We start from the raw sequence: 12,425 nt of genomic DNA, 5'->3' as shown, positions 1-12,425 counted from the left end.
CTGTTTATATTATAGGGTTTATATCATATATCGTCAAATACAGATAAACAATACTAATATGTTGTATTATAAACCAAGAGGCAGCGATTATCTCGCTGCCTTTATTATTTCTATTATTTACGTACTAGACCTATTATATCTATTATTTACGCGCCACGCGCATGGCGGCCATCATGCCTGGGGATTTCCAGACGGATTGACCATTGTCTGAAACGAGTTTGTTGTTATAGTAGAATACATCTGCATTGTAATAATTACTATCGCTAGATGTTACCTTATAGCTAAGACCAGATGTCGTATATACTGTGAAATTAAGTACATCCCCTACTCTCTTTACAGAGTCTTGGTCTACATACCAGCTATTGCCGTTATAGGTCGTAGCATATACATCGGTACGAGCTTCTACGTCATGTGTATTAATACCGATTAACACGAGCAGAGTCGCTAACATATATAAGAATTTACGCATTAGAATTACCTCCGTTTTATCGTTCGAATACTTGTTTATTATACCAAAAAAACGGTGAAATTCACATTAAAATGGCACCTTCTGCGTCACTATTAACACAGCATAGAGCGGTAATAATGGTGAATTATAATATTGATACGTACTAAAGATAAGATCCCACATATACTGCATGACTAGCTTATTATCGTGCATATACACCATAAAATACAAAACAAATATGAGGGTGTTGTGACATATTTTATACATTTAACATATACTATACTTCAACTAATAAGTTAATTATTTCTATATAAAAGAAGGTATCAATTACAGTTGATACCTTCTTTTAATTCTACTATATACTTTATTAAAAATTATCCTAATATACTAATTCTCCATTAAATACGCGATATTCCTCACCGATTTTTGTTAAATCCTTTACAAATAATCTAGAAGCTTGATAGTCTAACTTCATAACTAATGTATATCCAACAGATTTAGCCTTATGTATTACTTCACCTAGGAAGTTAACAATGTTAAAGAATACCTCCTGAGGAGTACAATCTAAACATTTTAATAAAGAGTCATCTTCTTGTAATCTAATACTATATATAGTCTCTCGATCGTCTTCCAAAGTAAAGCTTAATAACACAGAAGATGTCTCTACATCATAATCCAAATGATATGTATTAAGACGACCACGCACTATAGTTTTGTCATCATCTAAAATATTTGTGATTTCAAGCTCTATTGGCTTATTCTTATCAACTGAAAGTACATATTTTCTCATAGCTAAATTCTCCCAAACCTATATATTAACTAATTTATCCCCAGAAATGAAAACTCCCAATATATTCATTCCATAATATTACTGTATAGATTATAACCAATTATGAGACAGAAAATCCATAAATAGAATATCAAATTTATTCGATTTAGTTTAAATATTAATTACAATATATATTTTGTACTTTCTAATACATTAACTCCCCATACTATTTATGCATCACTATGCTCATAAAATTTAATATAACAGATCAAAATCCCTACAAGTATTGGATATGCCAATAAAAATTCATTACTCATAAAGCATGCAATCTGCCCAAAGAATGCCACTAGTAGGTAGACTAATGTAGGATTATTAATATACTTTTTAATCTTATATGATTTGTACAATATATATATAATTGGAGTAATAAACAAAATTTCACCTATCAACCCAAACCAGGCCAATATAGCTGCAAATTCATTAAGCACTGGATATTCAAATGCTAGAAAGCCTTTTTGTAACACATCTTCCGTCCAACGTTTAACTTCGCCACTATCTTTAGCAAAATCAGGGAATTTATCAACCATATAGCTTGAGTGCAAGCCTCTACCAACGCCAAATGCTAAATGGTCTAGTCCAACGTTAAACATCGCAACTGTATTACCAAATCTAGCTGAATTAGATCTAGAACTAGTATTGCTAACCGACTTAACATTGCTATCAATATATTTATCTAAAGCTTTTTCTACAGATATAGCCTTAGGTGCTTCTTCGACAGCAGTCGTTTGAGAAATACTTGTCTTAATCATAGGACTTACTACAGAATCACCAACAATGGCGAAAGAATAGCTAAGAACACTGAGACCAATTGTAAATAGACACAGCTTCCACCAAGATTTGTATCTAAAGATTAGACTTAATACAATAAATGCTACGAGTTCGAATAGATAAACAACAACACCTGTGCGAGCTTTAGTTAAGAAAATCATGGAAACTAAGAGAAATGCTAATATAATATCAAGTTTATTTTTAGAATTCACATAATGAATACCTAATAATGGTGCCAAAAATACAGCAATCATACTAAAATAGGATGGTTCTAACGCAAGGCTTCTAAGTTGACCTGGCCATAATTCCGGAGGCCACCACCCACTTTGAACAACAGGATCATATAAGCTATTATTAATAGTTACTAATATACTAGCCAAGTAATCCGAACCACTCCATAGCCAAGAAACCTCTATAACAGAGTAGGCTATACATAGTATTGTTAATATCCTTGCAGCATTAACAATAGTATCAAGACCTTTTTTACAATCATCTTTATATAGATTAAAAATGATTAAGAATAGACCAATTAAGGGGAATATAAAGTTTCTAAACAGATACCAAACTAAAGACACCATTAGCTTTACTTGTAGGATAAATTCATTCCCTACAAACGAAGGAAATAGCGCATATAGTTTTTGGACAACAGATGTATTGATTAAATACGTGTAAATAACAGTATCATAAAAAGGAAAAGAGAATACCCCTAATATAGTACAAAAAACAATCCAAACGATAGATATAGCAAAATATGGTTTAAATGGAACCTCTGTTTTCTTGTTCCATATGCTATATACAATAAATAGTAAAATGGAAAAGAAAAGAAATATCATTGATAGATTATTACCCATTGAGAACAAAGTATACCGATCTGGTATCCGCATCAATGGTAATGAAATTATCATTGCACAAAGCAATAGCTCTTGAATTTTATAATATGCTGTATTAATCATATTAAGACAAACCTCACAAACTAGTTAATACATCTTACAAGAGTCGCTTCCATAATAAGCCTCCCATAACAATCATAATTAGAAATTCTGTTAGTAGCATTGTCATTGCTACGCCTTCTGCACCCCACATATAACACAATGGGAATATAGATAACAAACTAAAGAATGCTGCTAATACTAGAGTTCGACTATAAGCACTATTCATATTAAGGGGTAACATCGTTTCTTCACCAAATACAGTACTAATAGCAACAGCTAATGGAACAAATGACAAGATTCGTAATACATCAACTGTTAAATCATAATCAGCTCCGAACAATAGCTTAACGATAGTATCTGAGAATAAAAATAGAGATGTACAACCAACAAGGCCTACAACCAGATATAAGAATAATTGCTTTTTAATGAATCGTAATCCTTTAGGAATATCATCCTTCATCATCTTACTGATAAAGGGATATATGGCATCACTTACAGCATATATACCTCTGCGAACACAGGTAATTAATTTATCAGCAGCACTATAATAACCAACGATAACATTATTCGTAAGCATACCTAATACTACTACATTAGTTGCAGTATACAAGTTAACTGCCAACGAAGATACGAATATAGACCAGCCTTCTTTATAAGAATTAATAATCTCATCCATAGGTGGCAATTTGAATAATCCTGTATAGTGTTTTCTTAACCAAACTATTGAAAAAATACCTGCAATTAATGGAGTACAAGCTTGTAAAAATGCCGCAAGTATATAATCATCTGGAGATTTTACGAGTAAAAATATACCAAGCATTGTACAGATACGACCACTCATATTTAAGATAGTAATATACCGCATTTTCTGTATGCCCTGGAAAAACCATACAGGAAATAAAACATTGCCTATAATTCCACAGTACATAACCTGAAATAATACTATATCAATCATATTTCCTAGTAATATACGTTGCAAATTATAAATAGCAAAAAATACTATGGTAACAAATATTAATATACATACTTTTCCATAAAAATATTTGGCAAATAGAGATCCTATCTTCTGTTCTTCAGCCTGTGCTATTGCCTTTGGTGCTGTTAAGGAGTACCCAAAATCAACAAAAATTCGGAAATATTCCATAATACCTTGCATAAAGGCAATCATCCCGAAATGCAATGGTCCTAATACGCGAATCAAATATGGTACTAAGATAAATGCGAGTACATATTCTAAAGCACGCAGAGTCAGCAGAGAAAATATATTCTCTATTAATACGGAGTAACTCTTCCTCACATTACCCATCCTCTAACATTAATATCTATCAAACCTTACTAATCATGCTTTCATAATTAGAGAAAACCCCATAGTATTATCAATCTAAAAATATCAAGATAATCTCTATGGGTTTTAATCATATATAATATACAACCTTACAAATATATATAATTCATATTTAATAATACAATTTAACCAATACCCTCTTTATATATTGTTTGTATTTCCACAGTGGGTTATGGCTAGTATCAACTGTATGAGCTAATACATAGTGTTTATATTGTGTGAGTAAATCATTGTACTCTTTCTTACATTTATTTGCACAAACTCTACGAGACAATTCCACATAGGAATTTAAAAGATACAGTTGCAACTCATTCTTTACACTACTACAGTGATTCATAATATAATCACTCATATATATGTGGGACTCTACTGTATCTGTCATAAAACGTCTACTGAAATTAGCCATTATACTACCAGCGCGTTGTACATAATAATAAAGGGGTTCATTTACCGTTACTATAGTATTAGCATTTAAAAATAGCCTGAAAATAGTAAAATTATCCTCTTGAACTCTCCCCTTTGGAAAACGAACTAGTACTGTCCCATTGAATAACTCAGATTTAAAAAGTTTATTCCATACTACATTGAGATCGAATGGTTCCGTTTTTAATAGATAATATCTCAACATATCCATGCCTGTGAAAGTTCGTTTATCATCTTGAACAGACATAGTATGTATACTTATATCATCATCGCCTCTATAGATATAATAATTACAAGAAACCATATCAGCATTGCTACTATTCGCTACTGTAAATAATCTTTCACACATTGTATTTTCTATAAAATCATCACTATCAACGAATACAATATAGTCTCCTGTAACATGATCTAAACCATAATTACGAGCATCGGAAAGCCCACCATTTTCTTTGTGAAGAACCTTAATCCGTTTATCCTTCGCCGCATAAGAATCAGCAATAGAACCGCTGCGATCAGTTGCCCCATCATCAACTAAAATAATTTCTAAATTTTGATAGGTTTGATTAAGTATTGATTGAATACATTTATCAACATACTGTTCAACATTATAAATAGGAACAATAATAGAAATTAATGGCTCCATATACTTAATCCTTTCGATCTATCTTATATGCAACAATATTATGTCCACAACGTTGGTCCTCTGGAGGCATCTGCATATAATCATCATACATATTATCCAGGTATTCTCTCCAACAAGACATAACAGAGAATGATTGGTCTTCAAACTCAATGGTAGTCATCTTCTCAAAATCTTGTTTAGATAATCGTTCCTTTACACCTTCACCCCATGCAATTACACCAACATGCTCCGAGGTATTGTAATCATAGGATTTAGCCAATCGATCCATAATATCAATACAACGTTGTTTACCAAATAAACGACATAATGGTACAACAACTAATTTGCCTAAAGCATGGATGAGAGATTTTCCCTTAAATAGTTTAGCACTAGCTAATGTAAGTATTTTTTGATAAAAAATCGATTTATCATAAATCTCTTTCATAATGGACATATCTTCACTAAATCCATCAACAGGAAAAATATCTATCCACAAATACTTACTACGCAATGTATTAGAATATATATTTTCACAAGGGATATTTTTATTGATTATAGCCGCATAGGTTGCATCCAAACTATGATTGATAGGATTAGCAATTAGCTCTAATCCATCGTGATCGTAGTGCTCTTTTAACGTTAATAACCGTTCATAATCAGGTCTTGGCATGCAAACATCAATATCATCATCCCAAGGTATAAACCCTTTATGTCGAGCTGCACCTATTAATGTGCCATAACATAAACTATATTTTAAATTATATTTTTTGCAAAATTGGTCAAAATCCTTGAGAAGATTCAACTCTTCTAGCTGAACTTCTCGTAAAGATAATTGTTGCATACTCATCCAATCCCATACTAAATAACAGTAACATCTGTATCAGATACAAACTTATTGAGAACGCGTACCTCTTCAACTATATCTTGATGACTCATCAAGAAGCTTTCAGAGTCTTCTCTAATACATTTCAAAAACTCAACAATTTCGTATCGTAAACCTTCACCTTCAAATTTATAGAAGTACTTTTGATTCAAGTTTACATCTTCAAAGCGCATTTCAAAGAATTCTGTTTTCCACCAAGGTGCAGGTACATAGATATATCCTTTAGAACCAGATATGACTAAATCACCCTCAGCTTTAGCATTGATAGCCACTGTAGCAGAAGCCATCGCATCATCATAAAGGAAATTAATTTTCGATAAAATATCGACATCATCAACCTTATGGCTTATAAAATCAACGCGGTTATAATTAAAGCCTAAGAGTTTAAAGATAGCCAATAACGGATAGGATGCTAAAGATAAAATACTACCACCCGCTATTCTAACTTGATTAGCCAAATCATCACCCAAAACTTGTGTAAAATTAGCCTCTACATTAAAGATTTTACCAATTTTTCCACTACGAGCCATGGCAATTAACTTATTAAAAGCAGGGCTATACGCTGTTTTTAAGCCTTCCATTAATACTAAGTTGGAAGATTTCGCCAACTCTATCAAGCGTAATGTTTCATCAAGGTCACTACTAAATGGAAATTCTGTTAATACATGTTTTCTAGCTTGTAGTGCTTTTTCAATATACGCACCACGTTTAGATAAAGGCATGTTAATATATACCGCATCTACCTCATCTAGTAACTTTTCAGATGAACAAAATTGCTCTAAATCATTAAACTGATATGATTTATAGATAGTATCAGTCTCATCTGTCTCTGTGTACCCACCTATAATATCAATACCACTAACAAATTTAGACTCATCTAAAAATCTGTCCAAAATAACTTCATTACCAATAATACCTAATCTAACATTCTCGGAATTTCTGATTTGAGTACTAGAAATACCTTGTGTTCTTGGTAGATAAACTACCTTACAATACTCATTTAAATAATCAAAATAGCCTTCCCAATCAGATCCAACAGTAAATATATCTACATTAAAACGTTTGATATCATCTATTTTTTGGCCAAAATATTCTTCTACTACGATTTCATCTGCAAAACCTGTAGCACGCACATTATCAATGCGCGTCATTAAAGAATCACGAACATTAAATTTGCCTCTAGATTTATCAAAATAGTCGGATGTAACCCCAACAATAAGATAATCACCTAATGCTTTTGCATTCTTTAATAGATTATAATGTCCCTCATGAAACAAATCATATGTTCCATATGTTATCACTTTTACCATATTATTTACCTGTAATCTCTTTAATGACTGATTTCATTGTTTCTACGAGCATTTTATTATCCTCAATCGTTGTATCACCAATATGAGCAACGCGTAGTACAAAGTCTTCATTGACCCCACCCGTAGGATTTACAAAAATATCATATTTGTCCTTCAAAATTGTAAATACATCTTTAGCGATTGGTTGTTCAAAACGAATAGGTGTAACCGCATTACTGATAGTAAAAGTAGGAAGAGATACTGGTAGTTCTTTAATTCTATTTCTGAAATCTTTTGCCACACTATCAATACGAGATAAATAGTTTTCAAAACCTTCTTCTTCGATTAAATGTAATGCTTTATTCATTTCTAAGCATACTCCAACAGCAGGTGTGAATGGTGTTTGACCTCTTGTAAAGTTCTTTATATATTGGTTGAAATCAAAATAAAGATTCTTAATGTGATTATTTTTTACACGTTCCTCATATAATCTGTCACTAATTACAATAGGAGATATACCTGGTGCAATACAAAGTCCTTTTTGGGAACTCAAAATAGTAACATCAATATTATTACCAGCCATATCATAATGATCAATTAAAAACGAACTAATTGCATCAATCACTAAGTACGCTTGTTTCTTTTTAGCAAAGCTACTTAATAAATTAATATCATATAGCTGTGCTGTAGAAGTTTCATCAATATTAGCAATAACAAATGTAAATGATTGTTCTTCTACTGCATCAAAATGTTTAGCAGTCAACGCCTCGCCATCTTCTAGTTTAATCACAGTATGAGAAATCTCATGGAGTTCACATAAATCAACAAAACGTTGCCCAAAAGTACCACCATTAATAACTAGTACATGGTCAGTTTCATTCATACAATTCATAATAGTAGCTTCTAATGCGCCTGTACCAGAAGCTGTTAAGTAGATGGATTTATAGCTTTCTGGTGCATTCATAAACTTTTTGAGCAGTTTATCTGAGTCTAACATAACTTCAGAAAATTCTGCTGTTCTAAAATAAGGAACTTGTTGATGTCTTACATCAAGAATTTCCTTTCTCATTTGTGTTGGTCCTACTGTAAATAGTTTCATAATATAATCCCCTCTTATTGTTTCCAATATACTCTATAGTTATGATGCGGTACCTGGCGATCTTCAGGTGGTGCTTCCATATAATTATTGTACAAATGACTTAAATAGAAATCGCTATCTGTAAGTCCCCAAAACTCAGTATCCTCAAAAGGATATAAACTTCTATTATCAAACAAGGTCTTTTCATAGACCTCTCGTTTATTACCACTTGCACAGTCAACGAGAACACTTATATATTTCGCATCTGAAAATGGATACTGTTGTGCATCTTGGTTAATCTTTTTAATTAAACTTGTAGTTGGTAAAAAATGCATTAAGCTAATGGCACCAAATTTCAAGAATGTACGAACATAACCTTTTAGCTTAGCAAAGCTACCTTTAGAGTCTACGTAGCGATTACTAAATGTAAATTTCATAGACGATCCATGGAACAACAAATTTAAAAGTTGTTGGTGTCTAAAAAGTTTTTGTTGTGCCTGTGTATCATCTGGTAACCCATCCATAGGGAAAATATCTATAAATACACCTGCTTTATCAAAATTACGCCATAATGTATTATCAATCATAACTGTTTCTTGATCGAATACCTTTGCCATTGTATAGGTGTAACTATCATCGTTTTCAATAGAATATACTTGATATCTTGGATTATGGTCATTATATAGCTTAATAAAGCGATTATAATCATCCCGTGGCATCATAATATCAATATCATCATCCCATGGAATAAAGCCTTTATGTCTAACAGCCCCCAACATCGTTCCATAGGCTAATACATATCGAATATCATGTGTATCACAAAAATGTGCCACATCTTTTAAAATATCTAAAGCGACACGCTTAATTTCCGAAAAACCAATTTCTCGCATCAAAAAATTTCTCCATAATACAAATAGGTCTATTATTTAAAGAATTTTCTTTTTAAGAATAAGCCACCCTTTTTCAACCAATTTTGAGGCTCCATAAAGGATACATTTTGTTCTTTATAGTCGATGTTATTTGCTTCAATCCATACGTCAAGCAAGATTTCGCTTACAAAACCATAAATACGAGCTTCGTATGTATCGTAATTGGAAATATCGACGCGATGTTCGATTTCCTCCAAGATAGAGAACATCCACTGGCAGTATTGATCAAATAGGTCGCGACGCATGACAAACATGTTGAACATGTGCGCCCATGTGCGATTGCAAACCTTTGTGAAAGCAGCGCTATATTCTGGATATTTTTCAGCGATGATTTGCTCTGCCGCATCAAGACCGTCACTATGATGGGCATGATTATAGTGAGAACGGTTAGATTCAATATAATATTTACGCTTATCTGCTACCACAACAGGATACTCTGAAAGTAGTTTTTCCCATTCTGGACCTGTAAGAATTTGATTCTTTTTGTCCTCTACGGAACGCACCTCTTTGCGCGTAAAGTATCGTCTGTAATGAACGAGACCGATATAGTCCGCATCAAGGTTTTTCCAAGCCCAATAAAGGCCTGTTAATTCACAATAATTCGCATTTTTTGAGGATATATTATCTCCTGTATGATCGCCGGTATAACCAATATCAGCTTTACCTTCTCGCCCTACATGGATTGGCATGTACACGGAGTCCTCTGGCATCCAATATTGCTTATGTGTAGCTACTAAAATCTTAATATTCACTAGTACTCTCCTACATGATTGTTGTCTCTCAAGTCTATCTACTTACCATATGAAAACTTGGTTAGGCTAACTCCTTTTCTACTAATGCCAAGGCACTAGCAATAACCTTATCCATATCGTAATATTTATATTCCCCTAAACGACCACCAAAGATAACATTAGAAATCGTTTCAGCCTTTTTAACATATGTTGCGTAAAGATCTAAATTCTTTACATCATTCACTGGATAATAGGCCTCTTCGCCAATTTTCCAGTCCTTTGGATATTCCTTAGTTACATATGTAACAGGTTGTGTACCAAATTCAAAGTGTTTATGCTCAATGATACGAGTATACGGAATGTCACCTTCCGTATAGTTCACAACGGCCACACCTTGATGGTTTTCCTCTTCAAGACGTTCAGTTTCAAAGTGAAGACCACGATATTCCAATACACCTTCAGAGTAATCAAAATACTCATCAATAGGGCCTGTATAGATAATCTTATCTGCCAAGGCTTCATATTCATTGCGATGTTTGAGGAAATCTACACCTAGACGGACTTCAATCCCCTCTAACATGCGTTCAATCATCTTCGTATAACCGCCCATAGGAATGCCTTGGAAACGGTCATTAAAGTAATTGTTATCGTATGTATAACGGACAGGTAAACGTTTAATAATGAAAGCTGGTAATTCTGTACATTTACGGCCCCATTGTTTTTCTGTATACCCTTTGATGAGCTTTTCGTAAATATCTGTACCTACAAGACTAATAGCTTGCTCTTCTAGGTTCTTAGGTTCACTTGTAATAGCAGATCGTTGCTTGGTAATGATGTCCTGTGCCTCTTTAGGAGTTCGAATATTCCACATTTTGGAGAAGGTATTCATATTAAAAGGCAAATTGTACATTTCACCTTTATAGTTCGCTACAGGACTATTTACATAGTGATTGAACTCAGCAAATTGATTCACATAATCCCACACATGCTTTAAGGATGTATGGAAAATATGCGCACCATAGACGTGAATGTTAATATCGTCTTTGCTTTCACAGTACAAATTACCTGCTATATGATTACGGCGATCGATAACAAGTACAGATTTACCGCGCTTATGCGCCTCATGGGCAAATACAGCACCGAATGGACCAGCCCCAACTACTAAATAATCAAATTGTTTTTTCATATGTATATCCTTATTTTTTCATTCCAAGACATAGTAATCGTGAATAATGATTTTTTCTTAACATATAACCTATCAAGATAGATAGAATTGTAGATGCTAAGAAGCACACAATAAAAGCTTCATAATACAATCCTAATTTAGACCAAAGTACAATTCTGAATGGAATCTTAACGATATCACTAAAGATATAAACATCCATTGAGACAGTGCCTAAAAAGATTAGTAGTGTTTTATATAATCCGATTCTAGATGAGATTTGGTTAGCTATATAGTATGTAATAGTAATGCCAGAAACTGCTGTTACAAGAGTAAGTATTTTAAACACATTAATATCATGTAGTAATACATAATTACCTACACCAAAAACCACCATAGATATAAAAGCTATTCTTGCGGATTTCATATAATCCAATAGCGCATATTTCTTTATATATAATCCCAAGATAAAGAAGAATTGGAAGTACAATATCTCCGATACCATAGCTATAGAAAAGATATTTAATACATCAGATAGCATTCCAATAAGGAAAGATCCAATTAGTAAACCTAAATTTACACGCTTAACCAATACGGCAATCAAGATTGAAATGAAGAATAAACAATATAAGAACCATAGTTCCCCATCCGGATTAATACCTATTAATATTTTCCATATATCTTGCGGATTAATTTGCTGATTTGCAAATTTTGATAAAGCTAATTTGAAAGGAAAATATAATAAACCAATAGTGAAATAAGGAACCATTAACCGTATACTTTTATCTTTTACGAATTTCTGGAAGCCCTCTTTCAAAGGTATATGCATAAAATAGCCGGCTACAAAGAAAAATACAGGCATATGGAAGCTATAAATTATAGTCCGCATCAAATATAAAGGATAACTAGCAATGCCACTAGCACTTGCTTGGTCTGGAACAGAATGCCCTAAAACAACAAGCAAAATTGCAATTCCCTTCATAATA

General features: G+C 32.9%; 12 protein-coding genes. All 12 read right to left on the bottom strand.

The features are described 5' to 3' along the window. Positions 1-142 precede the first annotated feature (142 nt). Positions 143-469 (bottom strand): Tat pathway signal protein, encoded by a 327-nt coding sequence (locus VCHSUH04_RS08970; protein WP_105086277.1) that lies wholly within the window; start codon positions 467-469, stop codon positions 143-145. A 358-nt stretch (positions 470-827) separates the two neighbouring features. Next, complete coding sequence (locus VCHSUH04_RS08965) at positions 828-1,238, bottom strand: hypothetical protein (RefSeq protein WP_105086276.1); 411 nt, start codon at positions 1,236-1,238, stop codon at positions 828-830. Between the two features lie 209 nt (positions 1,239-1,447). Further along, entirely contained in the window at positions 1,448-2,998 is a 1,551-nt protein-coding gene (locus VCHSUH04_RS08960; RefSeq protein ID WP_105086275.1) for an O-antigen ligase family protein, read from the bottom strand. 34 nt (positions 2,999-3,032) lie between these two features. Then, positions 3,033-4,283: a flippase gene (locus VCHSUH04_RS08955; RefSeq protein WP_105086274.1), complete on the bottom strand. Its 1,251-nt coding sequence runs from the start codon at positions 4,281-4,283 to the stop codon at positions 3,033-3,035. A 151-nt stretch (positions 4,284-4,434) separates the two neighbouring features. Beyond that, positions 4,435-5,388 carry a glycosyltransferase gene (locus VCHSUH04_RS08950; protein ID WP_105086273.1) on the bottom strand — a complete coding sequence of 318 codons (954 nt, stop codon included), beginning with the start codon at positions 5,386-5,388 and terminating at the stop codon, positions 4,435-4,437. Between the two features lie 4 nt (positions 5,389-5,392). After that, positions 5,393-6,214 carry a phosphorylcholine transferase LicD gene (locus tag VCHSUH04_RS08945; protein ID WP_105086272.1) on the bottom strand — a complete coding sequence of 274 codons (822 nt, stop codon included), beginning with the start codon at positions 6,212-6,214 and terminating at the stop codon, positions 5,393-5,395. 11 nt (positions 6,215-6,225) lie between these two features. After that, positions 6,226-7,560, bottom strand: coding sequence for an adenylyltransferase/cytidyltransferase family protein (locus VCHSUH04_RS08940; RefSeq protein WP_105086271.1), 1,335 nt, complete (start codon positions 7,558-7,560; stop codon positions 6,226-6,228). A gap of 1 nt (position 7,561) precedes the next feature. Further along, complete coding sequence (locus VCHSUH04_RS08935; RefSeq protein ID WP_105086270.1) at positions 7,562-8,638, bottom strand: alanine--glyoxylate aminotransferase family protein; 1,077 nt, start codon at positions 8,636-8,638, stop codon at positions 7,562-7,564. Positions 8,639-8,652: 14 nt separating this feature from the next. Beyond that, the gene (locus VCHSUH04_RS08930) at positions 8,653-9,507 is read right to left on the bottom strand and encodes a phosphorylcholine transferase LicD (protein ID WP_105086269.1); all 855 of its coding nucleotides are present in this window, start codon (positions 9,505-9,507) and stop codon (positions 8,653-8,655) included. A gap of 32 nt (positions 9,508-9,539) precedes the next feature. Next, positions 9,540-10,298, bottom strand: a complete 759-nt coding sequence (locus tag VCHSUH04_RS08925; RefSeq protein ID WP_105086268.1) for a DUF4422 domain-containing protein — start codon at positions 10,296-10,298, stop codon at positions 9,540-9,542. A gap of 61 nt (positions 10,299-10,359) precedes the next feature. Continuing rightward, positions 10,360-11,463, bottom strand: coding sequence for a UDP-galactopyranose mutase (gene glf / locus VCHSUH04_RS08920; protein ID WP_105086267.1), 1,104 nt, complete (start codon positions 11,461-11,463; stop codon positions 10,360-10,362). A gap of 10 nt (positions 11,464-11,473) precedes the next feature. Further along, complete coding sequence (locus VCHSUH04_RS08915; RefSeq protein ID WP_233188352.1) at positions 11,474-12,421, bottom strand: acyltransferase family protein; 948 nt, start codon at positions 12,419-12,421, stop codon at positions 11,474-11,476. Between the last annotated feature and the right edge of the window lie 4 nt (positions 12,422-12,425).

The organism is Veillonella sp. T14073-2 (genome assembly GCF_002959875.1).
Lineage (GTDB): Bacteria > Bacillota > Negativicutes > Veillonellales > Veillonellaceae > Veillonella > Veillonella infantium.
The sequence above is the reverse complement of the archived record's forward strand: the minus strand, read 5'-3'. Positions and strand labels throughout refer to the sequence as shown.

Excerpts from the sequence above, each read along its gene's own strand:
- VCHSUH04_RS08970 (WP_105086277.1), bottom strand. The coding sequence starts at position 469 with ATGCGTAAATTCTTATATATGTTAGCGACTCTGCTCGTGTTAATCGGT.
- VCHSUH04_RS08965 (WP_105086276.1), bottom strand. The coding sequence starts at position 1,238 with ATGAGAAAATATGTACTTTCAGTTGATAAGAATAAGCCAATAGAGCTT.
- VCHSUH04_RS08960 (WP_105086275.1), bottom strand. The coding sequence starts at position 2,998 with ATGATTAATACAGCATATTATAAAATTCAAGAGCTATTGCTTTGTGCA.
- VCHSUH04_RS08955 (WP_105086274.1), bottom strand. The coding sequence starts at position 4,283 with ATGGGTAATGTGAGGAAGAGTTACTCCGTATTAATAGAGAATATATTT.
- VCHSUH04_RS08950 (WP_105086273.1), bottom strand. The coding sequence starts at position 5,388 with ATGGAGCCATTAATTTCTATTATTGTTCCTATTTATAATGTTGAACAG.
- VCHSUH04_RS08945 (WP_105086272.1), bottom strand. The coding sequence starts at position 6,214 with ATGAGTATGCAACAATTATCTTTACGAGAAGTTCAGCTAGAAGAGTTG.
- VCHSUH04_RS08940 (WP_105086271.1), bottom strand. The coding sequence starts at position 7,560 with ATGGTAAAAGTGATAACATATGGAACATATGATTTGTTTCATGAGGGA.
- VCHSUH04_RS08935 (WP_105086270.1), bottom strand. The coding sequence starts at position 8,638 with ATGAAACTATTTACAGTAGGACCAACACAAATGAGAAAGGAAATTCTT.
- VCHSUH04_RS08930 (WP_105086269.1), bottom strand. The coding sequence starts at position 9,507 with ATGCGAGAAATTGGTTTTTCGGAAATTAAGCGTGTCGCTTTAGATATT.
- glf (WP_105086267.1), bottom strand. The coding sequence starts at position 11,463 with ATGAAAAAACAATTTGATTATTTAGTAGTTGGGGCTGGTCCATTCGGT.
- VCHSUH04_RS08915 (WP_233188352.1), bottom strand. The coding sequence starts at position 12,421 with ATGAAGGGAATTGCAATTTTGCTTGTTGTTTTAGGGCATTCTGTTCCA.